The following is a 20,411-nucleotide window of genomic DNA, read 5'->3' on the forward strand; positions in this document are numbered from 1 at the left end:
ATAAGTTAAATTAGAGCAATCTATTATCTGGTCTTGGTAATTCCTCAAGATCCTCATCTTCCGAAGCTCTTTTAATCCATTTTTGGTCTATTTGCTTACTGGCTTTCGCTCCGAGTTTTTTGAGTTTTTCAACACGCCCTAAAAGGTTTCCCTTACCCGTAAGTTTGGTCATAGAGCTACTATAGGTGTTTTGTACGGTTTGCAGCTGTTTCCCAACTTTTTCCAAATCGTCCAAAAGGTTTTTAAATTGATCGTAAAGTCTTCCGGCTTGCGTGGCAATATCCAATGCATTTTTATGTTGCTTATCGTTCTGCCACATACTGTCTATGGTACGCAAGGTCGCTAGAAGCGTAGAAGGAGTAACAATTACAATATTTTTCTCAAAAGCTAAGTTGTACAGTTGGGGTTCCTGTTGGGAAGCTGTAGCAAAGGCTGGTTCTAAAGGGATAAATAGCAATACAAAATCTGGACTCTCAATTTTATACAAATCGTGATAGTTTTTGGCGCTTAGTTGGTCAACGTGTTTTTTAATGGAATTCACATGTTCCTTCAGCAAAGCAGGTCTCAATTCTTCATTTTCCTCATTCACATAACGCTCATAAGCAATAAGGGAAACTTTCGAGTCTACAATCATTTTTTTATTATCTGGAAGGTGGATCACCACATCGGGCAATACACGTTTTCCTTCATCGGTTGTAAAACTATTCTGTACGGTATACTCACTTCCTTTTTCAAGACCAGACTTTTCTAAAACCCTTTCCAAAACCAATTCTCCCCAATTTCCCTGCATTTTAGTGTCGCCTTTTAAGGCTTTGGTTAAATTGGAAGCTTCCTTGGTAATCTGCTGGTTGAGGTCTTTTAAATATCTTAACTGCTCCTGCAAAGCAGAATGGCGGGTAATACTTTCTTTATTACTGTCTTCTACACGTTTTTCGAAATGTTGAATTTTTTCCTGAAGCGGATTTAAAATATTCTTGATGTTTTCTTTATTCTGAAGTGTAAACTTTTCTGATTTTTCCTCCAAAATGCGATTGGCCAATATTTGAAAATCTTTAGTAAATTTTTCCTGAAGCTTCTCAACTTCAGCTTTTTGCTCTCTATTTCTTTCCAACAGATTTTCAAAATCCACTTCTTTACGTGAAAGTTGAATGGCCAAGGAATCTTTTTCTTGCCGAATTTTCTCTTTCTTAAGCACTTCTTTTTCCATATCGGCTTTTAAGGCTGCTATGTTTTGTAGAAGTTGATTTTCCCGAGCTTCAAAAGCCCCTTGGTTATTGCTGCTTTTTAATTTCTGAATATAGACCCCTATAAATATGCCAAATCCGGCGAATATAAAAGCAACCAGTATTAAAAGAAGATTTTCAGTCATTATATGTATTTTCGTTGAAAATTTATAGATTTCTATTCTGGTGTAAAGATAAAAGAATAGCATCAAATTAAAATGTTCCTCCCTAACATTTGGGGTTTAGTGTTTAATTTAAGGGAAATAATTTAAAAATAGAGTCGTGCCATGCGTTTTCAACAAGTTTTAAAAATAGTTCTTTTTGTAAGCATCGCTATTTCTTCTTGGATAATAAGCGCGCAAAATCAGCCGCCAATTCACAATTTCAATGTACACGATTACACTGCTGGAATTCAAAATTGGGGAATCACCCAGGGCGATAAGAATATTTATGTGGCCAATAACGAGGGCTTATTGGAGTTCGATGGCAGCAATTGGAGGTTTTATGCCCTTCCGAATAAAACCATTGTTCGTTCCATCGCATATTTCGATGGAAAGGTATATACCGGTTCTTACGAAGAGTTTGGCTATTGGGAGAAAACCATCACTGGAGAATTGGGTTATGTGAGTTTAAGCAAAAAGCTTTCTTCAAAAGATATAGAAGCTGAATCCATTTGGGGCATTTACCAACTTAAAGATGCGGTCTTGTTTAAATCTTTTAGCAGCCTTTTTATTTTTAAGAACGGTAAAATTACCACGCTAAAGCCCAAAAACACTATTTTGGGTGCCAATGTTGTTGAAGATGATTTTTATGTTTTCAGTAGAAATGAAGGTATTTTAAAATTGGAAAACAACGAACTTCGCCTTCAAAAGGAAACCTCCATCCTTAAAAACTTCAAAGTACAGTCCCTTAATGCTTTCGAAGAAGGTAAAATTCTAATAGGGACTTCCCTAAATGGCTGTTTTGTTTGGCAGAACAACCAACTTCTTCCTTGGAACAATCCGTTGAACGATTTAATGAAAGAGAATCAGCTCAACAAAATTACCGTTTCCAAAGATTATATTTTTCTGGGAACAATAAAAAATGGGATGTATGTACTAAACAGGAACACCAACCAATATTACCATATTAATGTACAAAGCGGATTGCAAAACAATACGGTTTTAGGAAGTTTATACAGCGATCGGAATATCTTATGGTTGGCACTGGATAATGGAGTTTCGGCAATCCCTATAAAGTTCGATGCATACTATCTCAATCCTTCCAAACAGGATATTGGGGGTGTTTACGACATGGTAGATTACAATAATGAAACCTATATCGCTACCAATACCGGCGTCTACGTGAGCAATAGAAACGGCATTAGTTTTATTAAGGGGTCTCAAGGACACATTTGGGATTTAACTCTTGTGGACGATGCTATTATATGTGGACACAATTTAGGGACTTACCAAATAAAGGATAAAAAATGGGAAAGTATTTCTTTTGAAAATGGGGGATATGTCTTTAAACCTGTAGAAGGGTTAAACAAAACGTTTATACAAGGCAATTATTCGGGCTTAACGTTGTACACAAAAAAAGATGGCAATTGGAAAGTTAAAGATGTTGAGGGAATAGATTTCCCAGTCAAAAAAATTGTTTTTGAAAAAGATCATGTAGCTTGGGTCGCGCATACCTATAAAGGGGTGTATAGAATTCATTTTTCTGATGATTATACGGAAGTCGTTAAAATTGAAAAATCCTTTAATGAGCAATTTGCAAATGAATATTTAATTAAACTGTTTAAAATAGAAGGACAAATAGCGTTTTATAATGAAGATGAATGGTTTGTGTACAATCCATTAGAGCGAAAAATAGAGCCATTTGTATCACTTAGAAATATACTGGGAAAAGATAAAGATGCCTACCCCGTTACCGATGATGAATTGTCCCCAATAGTATTTAAAAAAGCTGACGGTTCCCTTTTTGTTCGCGAAGAATTAAACAATGAAGCTTCCCAGTTCTATTTGCCGGTTCGATATTACGAAAACAGGTTGCTAAAAAATGATGAAAAAGCAGTAGTCGTAAACGACTCCCTAATACAAATTGCCCTTTATAACGATATTTTAGCGGTCAACGCCAATCGCATTTCGGGAAATACATCCCAAGCAGAACCAACCATTAACCGAATTTATAAAAACGGAGAACCTCAGGCGCTGGATGGGATAGTTACTTTGCGCCAAAGGGATACGGTTTTAATTGAAACCTCGGTACCGTTGCTCTCTAATAACTCCATAGTTTATTCACTATCCAATGAGGAAAATTCAGAATTTAGAAAGGCTGTTGATGGAAAAATAGAATTGACAAACCTGCCTTATGGGGAAACCGAAATCGATATACGCTCGAAAGTGAAAGCTAAAATTGCAGAAGCAGGAATAAAACTTAAATTGGAAACCCAAAAACCTTGGTATTTGGGTTTCTGGGGAATAGTGGCTTTAACAGTGTTGGTAACACTTCTAGTGCTCGCAATTGCTACTGTAAATAAATACATGTTGATAAGGCACAAAAATTATTTGGATGAACAATTTGAACATGAAAAAGAACTTAATAGAAAAGAGGAAGCGCTTCGGCATGAGAAAAAGTTGAATGAAATCCAAAAGGAGCAACATGAAAAAGAGCTTCACGGAAAAACCAAGGAATTGGCAAATACTGCCTTGGAAATGACCAAGAAAAATGAGTTGCTACTCAATTTAAAGGAAGAACTGGCCTATTTTAAATCAGAAATAATTGATAAATCCCGATATAATAAATTACTAAAAAATATTAATAGCAATATAAATAATGCGAACGATTGGGAAGTTTTCGAATCAAACTTTAATGAAATTCATGAATCTTTCTTCAAGAATCTCATCAAGCAACATCCAGAAAAGCTAACCGCTAAAGACTTAAAGTTATGTGCGTATCTTAAAATGAATTTATCGAGTAAAGAGATAGCACCTTTAATGAGTATTTCGGTTCGAGGAGTTGAAATACACCGATACCGACTTCGCAAAAAATTAGAACTTTCCTCTGAACAAAACTTAAACGAATATTTAATGAGCTTTTAATTCGTATTCCTCCCAGATAATGGTAAAGCTTATGACTATTTGCAGTTAATTCTACGTAAATCTCCTTCTTTAGTATGTTGTTTTCTGATTGAGGAGCATTACGATTTTATCAAAATAGCCACTTTTTTATACAATATTCTCATTTTTAATACTTCATATTGTTAATTTAACAATAAAAAAACTCATCATTACTACATCATTTTGTAAATTTAAGATAAAATCTCCCGTTTTAACATTTTGTAATCTATTGATAATCAACAATAAAATGGCTATTTTGCCTTTGATGTACTTAAGGTGTGGTGTTTTGCAGCTACATCGTTATAGTTTGTTATAATTTTAAGAAGCTAACTTTAATATAAATAGAGTATGAAAAATTATTTATTAACATTTTTAATGTTGTGTTGTTTTTCTGGCTTCGCCCAGCAGAAGACAATTTCCGGGGTGGTAACAGATGATCAAGATATGCCACTACCAGGAGCAACAGTATTAATAAAAGGTACTTCCAGTGGTACCCAAACAGATTTCGATGGAAACTATTCCATAGATGCCAGTAATGAAGACACATTGGTTTTCTCTTATGTGGGTATGGAGTCCAAAGAAATAGTGGTAGGGGACAAGCAAACCATCAATACTTCTTTAACCGTATCTACAAACCAATTGGATGAAGTTGTAGTTGTTGGTTACGGTACACAGAAAAAAGAAGATGTTACGGGAGCTATTTCCGTAGTAAGTGGTGAAGAAATCTCTAAACAGCCAAATGCTAATCCAGTAAGTTCTATACAGGGTAAAGTTCCCGGAGTGAATATTACAAATTCTGGACGCCCTGGTGCATCTCCTAATGTTAAAATAAGAGGGGTGGGTAGTGTAAGTAACTCTAGTCCTTTATATGTAGTAGATGGAGTTCTTACAAATGATATATCTTACTTGAATAGTTCGGATATTGAAAGTATGAACATCTTAAAAGATGCATCTTCATCGGCTATTTACGGTATTCGGGCGGCAAATGGTGTAATTGTTATAAAAACAAAAAAGGGAACAGGAGTAGACGAAAAACCGAGTTTAAAGTACGATGGGTTTGTGGGTGTGCAAACTGTCGCCAATACCCCCGAGATGGCTAATGCGGAGGAATATGTTCAAATGTATAATGAAAAACAAGTCTTCGAAGGCAGTAATAATTTCATTAGTTTGGAGGATTACGATGCGGATACCGATTGGTTTGATGAGATTACTAAAGATGCTGCATTAACAACATCCCACAATATTTCCGTAACGGGATCTTCAAAGAAGACGAGATATTATTTAGGTTTTGGTTATTTCGGTCAAGATGGTATCCTAGATGCCGGTCAGAATATTAATTCAGGTAACGACTTTAGAAGGCTAACAGCTAGAGCGGGATTGGATGTAGATGTAAAAGACTATTTAACCATTGGTGGATCTATCGTTTATACAGATACACAAAATAATAATTCTGATGAACCTTTTTACCAAGCATATATAGCTCCTCCAATTTTTAATGCTATCAATCCAGATGGATCTTATGGGGAGCCTATTGGCGTAGGTAATTTTGCAAATCCACGAGCTTCCTTGGATTTTAGAAGAAGCAAAGGGAAGTCTAATAGAGTCTTGACCAATGTGTATGCACAAATAGAACCAGTTAAAGATCTTACCTTTAAAATTAGCTTTTCTGGAGACTATTCTGATGGAAGGGATTTTAATTATGTTCCAGTTTATCGTATTAGTCCAAGTCAAGGATCTGATATTAGTACACTTACAAGAAATTATTTCGAAAACGATAACTGGCTTTGGGAGAATACATTAACATGGAGTAAGTCTATTGATAAACATAATTTCACGTTATTGGGGGGTTTTTCCCAAGAAGAACGTATTTCTTTTGGTATGACAGGAATTGCTGATGATGTAGCTTATAATGGAGATGATTCTTCCCTTTATTTAGGATTGGGGGATGGATCAACGGAAGAAGTAGACGATAGAGGTAGTAAAGTACATTATCAATCTTTATTTGGAAGATTACAATATAAGTTTGATAATAAATATTTGTTGAATGCCACTATAAGACAAGATGGGGCTTCAAATTTCCCAGATTCCAACAATACAGAAATCTTTCCTTCTATAGGTTTAGGTTGGATAATTAGTAATGAGGATTTTATGGATTACGAAGACCTAACTTCCTTAAAATTAAAGGCAAGTTGGGGTAAATTGGGTAATGCCAACGTTCCTAGAGGTTTTGATGTTACAGCATCCGATCCTGGTTTAACTTACTTCGGTGGGCAACCTTATGTTTCAAGATCCATTAGTGAATTTTCAGATCCCAGCATTTTTTGGGAAGTAGTAGAAGAATATGATATAGGTGTTGAAGTTGCTTTTTTTCAGAATCAATTAAAAGGAGAATTAAATTATTACAATAGAGAGACTAACGATGCGGTTTTTAGTGTAACTCAGTTAGGGTCTTCTGGAGCAACAAACACTTCAATCTTAACCAATGCTGGTAGTTTTCTAAACAAAGGCTTTGAATTCAGTGTTTCTTGGAACAAACAAGTAAGCGATGATTTTAGCTATGGAGTTTATGGTAACTATACTACCATAGATAATGAAGTTACTGAAGTTATAGGCTCTTCTTTTTTGAATGCTGGACCAGGTTTATTTGGAAATCCAATCGTTAGAATTGAAGAAGGTGCAGAAATAGGCTCTTATTATGGATATACAGTAGACGGAGTTATTCAAACCGATGAAGAAGCCGCTCAATTTGGTGCTCCCAAAGGTGCTTTTAAATTCAAGGATTTGAACAACGACGGTCAAATAGGAGAAGATGATAAGTCTTTCTTGGGAAGTCCCATCCCAGAGTTTACGTATGGTTTCGGATTTAATATGACTTATAAAAAAGTTGATTTTGCCATAGATTTTCAAGGAGTAACTGGAAACGAAATCTATAATTTTAATAGAAATTCTAGATTTGGGAACGAGAACTGGGATCAAGACTTTTATAATAACAGATGGACTGTAGATAACCCTACAAACTCTTATCCAGCACCAAATTCAGATCAAAGTACGCTAAGGCCAAGTTCTTTCTTTGTAGAGAAGGGAGATTACTTTAGAATAAGAAATATTCAATTGGGTTATGTATTACCTAACGCTAAAATTGGTTCATCTCAGCTATGGGAAAGCTTTAGGATCTACCTAAATGCGCAAAACCCATTAACCTTATTCAGTTATAATGGTTTTTCTCCTGAAATCAATGGAGAGCAGAACGATGGTGGGGTTATTGTTTCTGGTATCGACAGAAACGTATATCCGTTGTTCGCAACTTATAATTTAGGTTTTAATATTACTTTTTAATAAAATAAATGCAGAATAAAATGAAAAAATTACTAATAATTTTCAGTCTTGTGGCATTCGCGGGTTGTAATGATGATTTTTTGGACGTGCCTTTGGAAGATAGTACACCTGCAGAAGAGTTTTTTGTTAACCAAGAAGATGCCTTAGAAGCAACGAATCAAATATATGCCTATCAAAGAAACTTTTCACTTTGTGGTTTTCCTTATTTAGCAATCTTTCATATAACATCAGACGATTCCGATAAAGGAAGTAATCCCGGAGATGCTGCGTTTCTGAATGATTTTGATAAATTTACTTTCGATGCTTCAGCGTTTTCAATAGATGGATATTGGACTGGCCAGTACAGAGGCATTAACTTCGCTAATCAGGTAATTACAAATGTTCCTGATATTGATATGAACGCCGATCTTAAAAATAGATTGTTGGCAGAAGCGAAATTTTTCCGAGGATATCACTACTTTAATTTGGTGAGGGTTTTTGCGGGAGTTCCTATTTATGATGGACTTCCAGAGGATGGAAACTACAATATTCCTCGAAATACCAAAGAGGAAGTTTACGATTTTGCCATTCAAAACCTAACGGAAGCTGCAGAAGTATTGCCTGTTTCTTATGGCGCCACCGATGAAGGTAGGGCAACCAAAGGAGCTGCCAAAGGAATACTTGCTAAAATTGCCTTATACCAAAAGGACTGGGCAAAGGTAAAAATGCTAACGGAGGAAGTAATGGGGATGGGATATTCACTTTATCCAGATTACTACGAACTTTTCAGGTATCAAAATGAATACAATTCAGAAATTATTTTTGATATACAATCTACTGCCGATAGCAACTGTCAAGCTTCTTCACAATACGGGCAAATACAAGGTGTTAGAGCACAATATGGATGGGGCTTCAATTCTCCTTCAGAAGATTTAGCAAATACTTACGAAGAAGGGGATGTAAGAAGAGATGCTTCGATTTTATTTGTGGGAGAAACAACTCCAGAGGGAGATTTAATTACCGCCGGTAATGACGCATCCAATCCACCGAGATATAACCAGAAAATCTATGTGTCTTCCGCCGATTTCCGTAGAAATAATTGTGCCGAAAATTCAGATTCCAATATTCCCGTTCTCCGATATGCAGATATTCTTTTAATGAATGCAGAAGCTAATAATGAATTGGGAAATACTAGTGCGGCATTGGAAAGCTTAAATAAAGTGAGAGAGAGAGCCGGTCTAGAAGATTCACAAACTACAGATCAATCCGCTTTAAGATTAGAAATTTATCACGAAAGAAGGGTTGAACTTGCTTTGGAGGGGGAAAGATTCTTCGATTTAGTAAGAACAGGAAGAGCAGGACAAGTTTTAAGATCCAAAGGTAAAAGCTTTACAGATGGTGTCAATGAGATATTCCCGATACCTGCAAATCAAATTACTTTGAGTAATGATGTACTAACCCAAAATCCAGGTTATTAAAATATAAAAATTTCTTCATGAGATTAATTATAGCATTTTTAACTGTCGCATCCCTTTTAGTGGGGTGCGACAGTTCTAAAAAATCAGATAAAAATGAAGTTGCTAATACAGCAACTCCAGACACCGCAGCTACAGAAACATTTGAGCCGTCTAGGGCAGATATTGCTTTAATGGATACCCTCCAGAAACAAACTTTCGATTATTTTTGGGAAGGGGCACAGCCAAATTCCGGTTTGGCAGCAGAGCGTATTCATTTAAATAATATCTATCCTTCCAACGATAAACATATAGTAACTACAGGGGGTAGTGGTTTCGGACTCATGGCTATTTTGGTGGGTGTGAAGCGAGGATATATTACTAAGGAGCAAGCGCTAGACCGCTATGTCCAAGCCGTAGATTTTCTAAAAAAAGCAGACCGTTTTCACGGTGCTTGGCCACATTGGATGGATGATAATACTGGGAAGGTAAAACCATTTAGTAAATACGACGATGGGGGAGATTTAGTAGAGACTGCATTTTTGATTCAAGGACTTCTTACGGTGGCGGAGTATTATAAAGGAGACCCTTCCGAAGAGGCAAAAAAATTAGTCGCCGATATTCAAAAACTTTATGAGGAAGTAGAGTGGGATTGGTACACAAAAGGTGAAAACGTGCTCTATTGGCATTGGTCGCCCAATGTTGGTTGGAAAATGAATTTTCCCGTTGGTGGTTATAATGAATGTTTGGTTATGTATGTCTTGGCGGCTGCATCCCCTACACATTCCATTTCCAAAGAAGTGTATGAACAGGGTTGGGCAAAAGATGGTGCCATTTCCAAGGACACTACTTATTACGGTTTGAGTACTGTGCTCGATCATTATGAGCATAATAATGATCCGGTAGGTCCCTTATTTTGGGCTCATTATTCTTACTTGGGTTTAAACCCTAAGGGTTTAGAAGACCAGTATGGAGATTACTGGAGACTCAATCGTAACCACGCTCTTATTCAGTATAGATATTGTGTGGACAACCCAAAACGTTTCAAGGGGTATGGTGAAAATTGTTGGGGCTTAACTTCCAGTTATTCCATGCGAGGATATGCTGGGCATCATCCAGGGAAGAGCGACTTAGGGGTAATTTCCCCTACGGCTGCACTATCTTCCATGCCTTATACACCCATAGAAAGTATTCAGTTTTTAAGGTATATGTATAGAGAACAAGATTCTTTAATTGGAAAATATGGGCCCTACGATGCTTTTAGTTTAGAAGAAGAGTGGTACTTACCAAGATATTTGGCAATTGATCAAGGACCAATTCCCGTGATGGTGGAAAACTACAGGTCTGGCTTATTGTGGGATTTGTTTATGAAAAATGAAGATGTGAATAATGGACTTGTAAAATTAGGTTTTAAAAGTCCGTACCTAGACAAAAAATCATGAAAAAAATTTTAATACTATTGAGTTTTTTAATGCTGGTAGCTTGTTCTGGATCAGACGATAGCCCTGCGCCACCACCAGAATTACCTGGAGAAGGAGGAAATCCGCCGACGGAACCTGAAGAACCCGTAGAACTTTCTGATGAAGAACTCATGGATTTGGTTCAAGAAAGAACCTTTGCCTATTTTTGGGATTTTGCGGAAACCAATTCTGGCGGAGCTCGGGAACGGTATATTCCCGCAAATCCATCTCAAGATGCAAATATTGTAACCTCAGGAGGAACAGGATTTGGTTTGATGAGTATTTTGGTGGGGATTGAAAGGGGGTATATCTCGCGAGGAGAAGGCTTTCAGCGGATTACTAAAATTGTTGACTTTCTTGAAAATGCAGACCGGTTTCACGGTGCTTGGCCACATTGGATGGAAGGTGCCACCGGAAATGTAATTCCTTTTAGCGATCTTGATGATGGCGGAGACCTCGTTGAAACCGCATTGCTGGTTCAAGGTTTAATATGCGTGCAGGAATATTTTAATACAGGTAGCACCGAGGAAGCAAACTTGGCTTCCAAGGTTGAAAGCCTATGGAAAGGTGTAGAATGGAATTGGTATTCCCAAAACCAAAATGTACTTTATTGGCATTGGAGCCCTAATAATGATTTCGCAATTAATTTACCTCTAAAGGGATGGAATGAAACATTGATTACCTATGTTTTGGCGGCTGCTTCACCAGATTTCGGGATTGATAAAGTGGTCTATGACGAAGGATGGGCTTCCAATGGGAATATCGTCTCTTCAGGAACACAATACAGCATTCCGCTATTAGTAAAGCACGGTGGAAATGCCAATGAAACCGGACCTTTATTTTTTGCTCATTACTCTTTTTTAGGACTAAACCCAAATGGACTTTCCGATCAGTATGCCAATTATTTAGATGTGAATAAAAATCATTCCCTTATCAATTATAGTTACTGTGTAGACAATCCAAAAGGTTTTACAGATTACGGAGAAAATTGTTGGGGACTAACAGCGAGTTATACGCGGAATAATGATGGAGGCTTGGGGTATTCAGCACATTCTCCATCCAATGATCTCGGGGTTATTTCTCCTACAGCAGCCATTAGTTCTATTCCTTACACGCCGGAAGAGTCTTTAGCAGCTATGCAGTTTTTTTATGGAATAGAAGACATTTTGTTAGGGCCTGCTGGTTTTTACGATGCTTTTAGTCCACAAAATAATTATTGGGTAGGGGAAGCATATTTGGCCATAGACCAAGGGCCTCAAATAATTATGATTGAAAATTACAGGTCTGGATTGTTATGGGATTTGTTTATGAAGAATGAAGACGTAAAAAATGGACTCGATAGATTAGGTTTTTCGTATTAAGTGATATTTATTCTGTGTTTATTCCACATAAAATTAATCAGTTTAAACTTTAATCCGTTAAGAAATACACGCTGAAAAAGTAAAAATAAATTTAGTTGAAGCATAAGAAATAGATAGATGAAAAATAAGTTGAAGTTAGTTAGCTTTTTAATTTTGTGTTTTCCCATGATTATGGTAGCGCAACAGGGTCTTTACGAAAAAAACAATTTTGTTAAAGATGGGGACACGTTGCGTTACCGTATCATGTTGCCGAAAAACTTTTCAGAAGATAAAAAATATCCCTTGGTATTGTTCTTGCACGGCGCGGGAGAGCGTGGTAATGATAACGAATCTCAATTAACTCACGGAAGTTCTTTATTTGCTTCAGAAGAAAATAGGGAAAAATATCCTGCGGTAGTTATATTTCCGCAGTGTCCTAAAAACGACTATTGGTCCAATGCCGATGTAGACCGTTCGGATGATGGTGTAAAACTTGTTTTCCACGATGATAAGGAAGCTACCAAACCAATGGCTTTAACCATGCAATTATTACAGCAATTTTTAGATAAATCCTTTATAAAAAAAGATCAAGTATATGCCATTGGACTTTCTATGGGTGGCATGGGAACTTTTGAAATCTTATCTAGAAAACCCGAAACTTTTGCTGCAGCGATTCCTATTTGTGGGGGCGGAAGTGAAGAAGCGGTGACCAAATATGTAGACACCCCGCTTTGGATATTCCATGGAGCACAGGATAATGTAGTGAATCCCATGTATTCCATAAAAATGGTTTCAGCACTTTTAAAGGCGGGGGGACATCCTAAATTTACGTTGTTTGATGATGCCAATCATAATTCGTGGGATCCTGCATTCAGTCAACCAGATTTTTTATCGTGGTTGTTTTCCCATCAACGTACTCAAGGACAAAAATAAACTATAGAAAATCAATCTGCTACGGATTCAAAAAATATAAAAAGTAACAAATGAAAATAGCAAAACCTTTATTTCTACTCATATCACTGGCTGTCACTAACGTCATAACGGCACAAAACCAAGAACGCATTCCAGAAGTTGAAAAGCTTTTGGGGAAAATGACCATTGAAGAGAAAATAGGACAGTTAAATTTATTAACGCCCGGTGGCGGTGTAGCTACCGGTTCTGTGGTAAGTAAAAACGTAGAGAGTAAAATAAAAGCTGGTAATGTTGGTGGTTTGTTTGGTGTTGCGAGTCCGTCTAAAATGAAAATGGCGCAGGATTTGGCCGTAAAACAAACACGCCTGCAAATTCCGTTACTTTTTGGGTCGGATATTATTCACGGATATAAAACAACCTTTCCAATTCCTTTGGGACTTTCAGCAAGTTGGGATATGGATCTTATAAAACGAACGGCTCAAATTGCCGCAAAGGAAGCTACAGCCGATGGTATCAATTGGAATTTTTCACCCATGGTAGATATCGCCCGCGATCCACGTTGGGGTAGAATTGCCGAAGGAGCAGGGGAAGATGCCTATTTAGGATCTGAAATTGCCAAAGCAATGGTAACCGGGTATCAAGGAGAAGATTTAACAGACGAAGAAACCATGTTGGCCTGTGTAAAGCATTTTGCACTTTACGGTGCAGTAGAAGCGGGTCGCGACTATAATTCTGTAGACATGAGCCGTGTAAAAATGTTCAATCAATATTTACCACCTTACAAAGCCGCTATAGATGCCGGTGCAGCAAGTGTTATGACGTCTTTTAACGATGTAGATGGAGTTCCTGCCACTGGAAACAAATGGTTGTTAACCGATCTCTTACGCGATCGTTGGAATTTTGACGGTTTCGTGGTTTCTGATTATACTTCTTTAAATGAAATGATGGCGCATGGTTTGGGCGATTTACAGGCAGTTTCTGCTTTGGCTCTTAAAGCTGGATTGGATATGGATATGGTGGGAGAAGGATTTCTATCTACTTTGAAAAAATCTCTAGATGAAGGAAAAGTCACCGAGGAAGAAATTACCAATGCCTGTAGACATGTCCTAGAGGCAAAATATAAATTGGGATTGTTTGAAGATCCATATAAATATATAGATGAGTCGCGCCCTGAGAAAGATATCCTTACCCCAGAAAATCGAGCGGTGGCAAGAAAGGCCGCCCAACGTTCTTTTGTATTGCTTAAAAATGAAAACAATGTCCTTCCATTAAAGAAATCTTCAAACATAGCGCTAATTGGTCCTCTGGCCGACAGTAGAAATAATATGTTGGGGACTTGGGCACCTACAGGGGAAATAAAAAATGCCGTTACCATACTTGAAGGATTTAAAAATGTAGCCCCAAATGCAAGAATTGAGTATGCCAAAGGAAGCAATATCTTGAATGATAAAGAATTGGCAAAGAACATCAATGTATTTGGCCCGCGTATAGAAATAAGCAAAGAATTACCGGATGAATTATTAAATGAAGCTCTTGCAGTTGCGAAAAAGTCGGAAGTTATTGTTGCTGTTGTTGGAGAAGCTACTGAAATGAGTGGAGAAGCTGCCAGCAGAACAGATATTTCAATTCCAGATACCCAAAAGAAGTTGATAAAGGAATTAGTTGCGACTGGAAAACCTGTAGTTTTGGTACTTATGAGTGGAAGGCCTTTAACTATTCCAGAGGAGTTCGATTTGCCGGTAAGTATCCTTCAAGTATGGCACCCAGGAGTAGAAGCTGGAAATGCGGTGGCCGATGTTGTATTTGGGGATTACAATCCGTCTGGAAAATTGACAGCTACGTGGCCTCGTTCTATCGGACAAATTCCAATTTATCACAGTATGAAAAATACTGGAAGACCGGCACCCGATTCAGAAGAATTCCAAAAGTTTAAGTCAAATTATTTAGATGAAAAAAATTCGCCATTGCTTCCATTTGGGTACGGATTAAGTTATACCACTTTCGAATATTCAGATTTAAAAATCAGTAAAGAAAAGATAAAGGTAAATGAAGCTGTTGAAGTTTCTGTTACCTTAAAAAATACAGGTAAGTTCGATGGGGAAGAAGTGGTGCAGTTGTACCTGCATGACGTGGTTCGTAGTATAACGCCTCCCAACCGTCAATTAAAAGGATTTAAAAAGGTGTTTTTAAAGAAAGGTGAAAGTAAAACAATCACTATCACTTTAAAGCCAGAAGATTTAAAATTCTATAACTCTAGTTTAGAGTTTGTTGCAGAACCTGGAACTTTTGAGGTTTTTGTAGGTGGAGATTCCAATGCTAGTTTAAAAAAATCATTTGTTCTGGAATAAAAAGGCAATATGAAGCATTTTCAGCATAAAGTATTCTTAATCATTATTTTTTTAGTTTGGCAACTATCAGCCCAAGAACGATTTAAGGATATTGTTTTCAATAAAATTACCTCTGAAACGTATACCTATAAGGATACCTTAAAATTGGATTTCTATTGGTCCAATAAAGATCAATCTCATAATAAACCGCTGCTCATATTAGTTCATGGGGGCGGTTTTTCTTCAGGAAAACGATACAATCCTTTGGAAAAGAAATTCTGTACGGATATGGCAAAAAGAGGTTATGCCGTTGCGTCCATAAGTTATCATCTTACAAGAAAAGGGAAGTCTTTTGGCTGCGATTATCCTTCCGAAGGAAAGATTAAAACTTTTAATTCCGTTAGTAGGGATATTATCGACGCTACCTCCTTTTTGGTAGGAAAAGCCAATTTACTCATGATCGATCCTACTAAAATAGTATTGATAGGAAGTAGTGCAGGAGCAGAGGCTGTTTTAAATACCGTTTACCAGTCACATAAAAATAGCCATATTAAATATAGCGGCGTGGTTTCTTTTGCAGGAGCGCTAACCAATTTAGATGGGATAACTCCTGAAACAGCCGTTCCCTCTGTTTTTTTTCATGGCGAAAAAGATAATTTAGTGCCCTACGGAGTTGCGCCGCACCATTTTTGTAAAGAAGGTGCTTCCGGTTATTTAATGCTCTTCGGACCTCAAGCTATAGCTGAAAAGTTACGGACTTTAAACAAATCGTATTTGGTGGTGCACGATCCAAAAGGCAACCATGACTGGGCAAACAAGTCTTATAAATACACCAACGAAATAGCCGATTTTATTGCAGAAGCAATCATCAAACAAAATAAAATACAATCCAATTTTCAAATATCAACAACGAGATGAAAATGATTCAAAAATTAGTGCCCTTGTTTCTTATTGCAGTTTTTTTTACCAACTGCGAAGATAAAAAAGGAAGTGCCAAAAAAGAAGAAGTAGCAGAAACCCAAAAGCCTAATATTTTATTTATTATGGCCGATGATCATGCTTTTCAAGCTATTAGCGCTTACGGTTCTTCCATAAGTAAATTAGCTCCAACGCCCAATATTGATAGAATTGCAGAAAACGGGGCGATTTTTAATCATACGTATTGTACAAATTCAATTTGCGGGCCCAGCAGGGCGGTAATCCTCACTGGAAAACACAGTCATATTAACGGATTTAGACAGAACGGAGAGCGATTTGATGGCGACCAGCCCACATTGCCTAAAAAACTTAAGAAGCTTGGTTACCAAACAGCTTTGGTAGGGAAATGGCATTTATATGGCTATCCTCAGGGATTTGATTATTGGAATATAATCGACGATCAAGGGCATTATTACAATCCAGATTTTATAAGAATGGGAGATTCCATTGAAATTGAAGGCTATGCAACAGATATTATAACCGATGATGCAATAAATTGGTTGGAAACGAAAAAAACGGCTGATAAACCATTTTTCATGATGCTCCACCACAAAGCTCCCCACAGAAATTGGATGCCGCCTTTACGGTATTTAACAGTGTATGATTCTATTGATTTTCCTTTACCGGATTCTTATTTCGATAAGCATGAGAACCAAATAGCCGCTCAAGAGCAATTACAAACTATTTATGATGATATGTATGAAGGGCACGATCTTAAGCTGAGCAAGGAATATGGTAGCACTGAACTTTCTGTAAACCCTTGGACGAATGATTTCGATCGGATGAATGACGAACAAAGAAAAGTATGGGATTCAGCTTATTTGCCCAAAAACAATGCGTTTTGGAAAGCAGATCTGCACGGAAGGGACTTAGACGAATGGAAAGGACAACGTTATTTACACGACTATTTGGCAACGGTAAAAGCCGTCGATGATGGTGTAGGGAAGGTTTTAGATTATTTAGAGGAAAATGGTTTGGCAGAAAATACGATTGTGGTTTATACCTCCGACCAAGGATTTTATCTGGGGGAGAAAGGTTTTTTTGATAAACGATTTATGTATGAAGAATCGTTTAGAATGCCGTTTCTTATTCAGTACCCAAAATCAATCAAACCGGGAACGGTTGTCAATGCCCTAACTCAGAATTTAGATTTTGCACAAACATTTTTAGATTATGCGGGGGGAACAGAATTGACAGAAGATATGCAGGGTAAATCTATAAAACCATTGCTGGATGGTACGGTTAAAGATGATGATTTTAGGGACGCCATATATTATCATTACTACGATTTCCCCGCTTTTCATATGGTAAAGAAACACTATGGCGTAAAAACCAAACGATATAAATTAATGCACTTTTACGATGATATTGATGCGTGGGAATTCTACGATCTACAAGAAGATCCACAAGAATTGCATAATGCCATAAATGATGAGGCCTACACTTCCGTAATTGAAGAAATGCACAAGAAGCTCGATTCGTTACAAAAGGTGTATGGGGTGACAGATAAAGAATTTGAACTAGCCCCGAAAAAGAGAGTGGAGAATAGTTATAAAACTTTTGATAGAATGCGTGGGACACCTATTGAATAAATTTGATGTACGTCTAGGCGAGCGAAGCGCGGCCATCTCATCAAAAAAACAGTAATCATTTTTGTAGATTACCACACTTCACTTTGTTACGTTCGTGATGACGTTTTTAAATAATGGGCAAAAGAAAAATTGAAAAAGTTTTAGAAAATGTATAAAATTGGGAGAAAGACAATAGCGTTTATTTTTTTAATCTTTTCCGTATCAATGATTGGTCAGGATTTAAAAGTAATGACGTATAATATTAAATACGACAATCCGAAAGACACAGCAAACAATTGGGAGGCTAGGAAAGCATTTCTAACCTCCCAATTAAATTTTTATGCGCCCGATATTTTAGGGACTCAAGAAGGGCTACATCATCAATTGAAAGATATTGAAAACAGACTCCCAAGATATAAATTTGTGGGTGTAGGTAGGGACCATGGGAATAATGAAGGAGAGTTTTCTGCTATTTTTTACAACACGGAAAAATATAAAGTTAAAGAAGAAAGTACCTTTTGGTTATCAACCACGCCAGAGACACCCTCCAAAGGTTGGGATGCAGCGATTAAAAGAATTTGTACGTATGCTATTTTTAAGGTAATACAATCTGGTGAGGAGTTCATGTTTTTTAACACGCATTTCGACCATGTAGGGGAGGAGGCGCGTTTGGAAAGTTCAAAACTGATTTTGAAAAAGATAAGAGAAATTAATACTGAAAAACTTCCTGTAATTCTAACGGGGGATTTTAATTTGGAAAGTAATTCTCCTGGTGTTATTGCCATAAAGGATGAACTATTGGATACACATTTGGAGGCTGGAAAAAATGCTTTCGGTCCAGAAGGAACCTTTAATGGCTTTCATTTTGAAAAGCCTGTAAAGCGAAGAATCGATTTTGTATTTATTTCTAAAGGCGATTTTGAAGTTATAAAAATTGGCATTTTAAGTGATTCCAAAAACTTAAAATACCCATCTGATCATTTTCCTGTAATCGCATATTTAAATTTTAAAAACTAAGAACAATAGTTGCTTATGGCTCTAGTTTAAAATAGCGTTGAAATTAGCCGCTTAAGAAAACTCCTTATCCTCAGAATAGTAATTAAAAGCTCCGAGAGCAGGAGCGTAGGTACGGAGCGACGCGGAGTTTTGATTACGGTTTTTCGACTTCATGGTCGAAAAAATTCCTTGGATAAGGTGCCCTTTTCTTTGTTTCGTTTCTTTTGGGCGAGCAAAAGAAATGAAAAGATGTTCTATGAATCGATAAATACTATATTTATCAACGCAAAACTAAACTAGAGCTTATTTATTAATTTTAAAGGTTCCCGTTTCAGCGTTGAAGGAAATAAGATCTTTTGGGAAAAGATTTTGAAAACTCCCTTCTGAAATAAGGTTACAAGGTTCGTTAAAGGCGGAGGTGTTTCGATCTAAAATCAACATTTTATCACACAGCTGAATGGCTAAGTCTATTTCATGTGTAGAAAACAGAATGGTCTTTCCTGTTTTTTGTGCTATGGTTTTCAATAATTTTAAAACATAGGCCTTGTGATAAATATCTAAATGTGTTGTAGGCTCGTCTAGAATAATAATGGAGGTATCTTGCGCAAGGGCACGGGCAATCATTACCCGCTGCAGCTGTCCGTCGCTCAATTCAAAACACTTTTTATCTTTTAAGGATTCTAGGCCCACAAGACTAATTACTTCATTTACTTTTTCTTTGTCAGCTTCAGAAAGTACACCGATCCAATTGGTATAAGGCTGTCTTCCAAGGGCGATGACTTCAGTAACACTTAAATTTTTTGCAGGGATATGCTCCGTAAGGACCACACTAATTTCTTTGGCTAATTGAATGGAAGAATAAATTTTTAATTCCTTTTTTTTTATTTTAATCTCCCCCGATAATCTATCTTGAACATTTGCTAAGGTTCGCAGTAAAGTAGATTTACCTATGCCGTTGGCGCCAACCACAGCAGTAAGCTCACCTGGCAACAATTGAAAATTAATGTTTGTGGCAATAGAAGTTTTACCGCTTTTGCCTAAATAGCCTACTTCTAATTTGAATGTTTCTAGGATTGTATGTGTAGCTATTTGTTTTATGGTATCGGGTTATTAAGGACTAAAATTGTAAAATCCCCTACAATTCATTCGTAGAGGATTTAAAGATATTAATATTTTGCATAATTGTTATTTCTTAACCTTAATATCTGCCAATAATCTGGAACTGTTTATTGCAGTCAGTTTAATAGCACCTTTTTTATTGTCTTGTGTTTCAAATAATACTACGACTGGGAAATCTAAAGTTCCTATAGCTTTATCGTCGTGGATAACTTCTACATCATCAAAATCTGAGGCCTCATCCAAATCATCAAACATTTGTGGAGTAAATCCAGTTTCGTAATTCATAATTTTTGTGGATCGCGCTCCAGGGATTTCCAAGTCGGTAAAAAAGGTGTCATCTGGCGTATCAAAGAATATAAAAGCAGACTCGCTACCATAATAATATAAGTCTATAACATCAGCGTTGTCAATAGCTTCTTCCATTGTGAAAACTTCACCGGTGCCAGTTGCAAAGAATATACCGATTTCAGAATCTAAACTTTGACCAAATTCAACATCTTCATAAGTTAAGAGAGTTTCTTCGATTTCAGGTTCGGTTTCATTGCTATCATCGTCTTTGCTGCACGAAACGAACATAAGTCCAAAAAGCATAATGCTTAGAATAAAATAATT

Annotated in this window: 13 protein-coding genes; 10 read left to right on the forward strand and 3 right to left on the reverse strand. The window is 36.9% G+C overall.

The window, feature by feature from the left end:
- Positions 1–10: 10 nt before the first annotated feature.
- Positions 11–1,369, reverse strand: a complete 1,359-nt coding sequence (locus HX109_RS12000; RefSeq protein ID WP_178952286.1) for a DNA recombination protein RmuC — start codon at positions 1,367–1,369, stop codon at positions 11–13.
- A gap of 141 nt (positions 1,370–1,510) precedes the next feature.
- On the opposite strand from HX109_RS12000, the gene HX109_RS12005 reads away from it, so the two are divergent.
- The 10 genes from HX109_RS12005 (at position 1,511) to HX109_RS12050 (ending at position 18,701) form a co-directional block, all read left to right on the forward strand.
- Positions 1,511–4,309, forward strand: coding sequence for a LuxR C-terminal-related transcriptional regulator (locus tag HX109_RS12005; protein WP_178952288.1), 2,799 nt, complete (start codon positions 1,511–1,513; stop codon positions 4,307–4,309).
- Between the two features lie 366 nt (positions 4,310–4,675).
- Positions 4,676–7,663, forward strand: a complete 2,988-nt coding sequence (locus HX109_RS12010) for a SusC/RagA family TonB-linked outer membrane protein (RefSeq protein ID WP_178952290.1) — start codon at positions 4,676–4,678, stop codon at positions 7,661–7,663.
- 20 nt (positions 7,664–7,683) lie between these two features.
- Complete coding sequence (locus HX109_RS12015; protein ID WP_178952292.1) at positions 7,684–9,120, forward strand: RagB/SusD family nutrient uptake outer membrane protein; 1,437 nt, start codon at positions 7,684–7,686, stop codon at positions 9,118–9,120.
- 17 nt (positions 9,121–9,137) lie between these two features.
- Positions 9,138–10,538 carry a glucoamylase family protein gene (locus HX109_RS12020; RefSeq protein WP_178952294.1) on the forward strand — a complete coding sequence of 467 codons (1,401 nt, stop codon included), beginning with the start codon at positions 9,138–9,140 and terminating at the stop codon, positions 10,536–10,538.
- Positions 10,535–11,917, forward strand: a complete 1,383-nt coding sequence (locus tag HX109_RS12025) for a glucoamylase family protein (protein ID WP_178952296.1) — start codon at positions 10,535–10,537, stop codon at positions 11,915–11,917. Before HX109_RS12020 ends, HX109_RS12025 begins: the two co-directional genes overlap by 4 nt.
- 117 nt (positions 11,918–12,034) lie before the next feature.
- Positions 12,035–12,829, forward strand: coding sequence for an alpha/beta hydrolase-fold protein (locus HX109_RS12030; protein ID WP_178952298.1), 795 nt, complete (start codon positions 12,035–12,037; stop codon positions 12,827–12,829).
- Positions 12,830–12,879: 50 nt separating this feature from the next.
- Entirely contained in the window at positions 12,880–15,156 is a 2,277-nt protein-coding gene (gene bglX, locus HX109_RS12035) for a beta-glucosidase BglX (protein ID WP_178952300.1), read from the forward strand.
- Positions 15,157–15,165: 9 nt separating this feature from the next.
- Positions 15,166–16,053 carry an alpha/beta hydrolase gene (locus tag HX109_RS12040; RefSeq protein ID WP_178952303.1) on the forward strand — a complete coding sequence of 296 codons (888 nt, stop codon included), beginning with the start codon at positions 15,166–15,168 and terminating at the stop codon, positions 16,051–16,053.
- 2 nt (positions 16,054–16,055) lie between these two features.
- Complete coding sequence (locus tag HX109_RS12045) at positions 16,056–17,705, forward strand: sulfatase (RefSeq protein ID WP_410504016.1); 1,650 nt, start codon at positions 16,056–16,058, stop codon at positions 17,703–17,705.
- A gap of 228 nt (positions 17,706–17,933) precedes the next feature.
- Positions 17,934–18,701 (forward strand): endonuclease/exonuclease/phosphatase family protein, encoded by a 768-nt coding sequence (locus HX109_RS12050; protein WP_255462690.1) that lies wholly within the window; start codon positions 17,934–17,936, stop codon positions 18,699–18,701.
- Between the two features lie 282 nt (positions 18,702–18,983).
- Here HX109_RS12050 and HX109_RS12055 read toward each other — a convergent pair whose 3' ends face one another.
- Together HX109_RS12055 and HX109_RS12060 are read right to left on the reverse strand one after the other, a co-directional pair.
- Positions 18,984–19,778, reverse strand: coding sequence for an ABC transporter ATP-binding protein (locus HX109_RS12055; RefSeq protein ID WP_178954182.1), 795 nt, complete (start codon positions 19,776–19,778; stop codon positions 18,984–18,986).
- Between the two features lie 87 nt (positions 19,779–19,865).
- The gene (locus HX109_RS12060) at positions 19,866–20,390 is read right to left on the reverse strand and encodes a hypothetical protein (protein WP_178952308.1); all 525 of its coding nucleotides are present in this window, start codon (positions 20,388–20,390) and stop codon (positions 19,866–19,868) included.
- Between the last annotated feature and the right edge of the window lie 21 nt (positions 20,391–20,411).

The organism is Galbibacter sp. BG1, from assembly GCF_013391805.1.
Classification (GTDB): domain Bacteria; phylum Bacteroidota; class Bacteroidia; order Flavobacteriales; family Flavobacteriaceae; genus Galbibacter.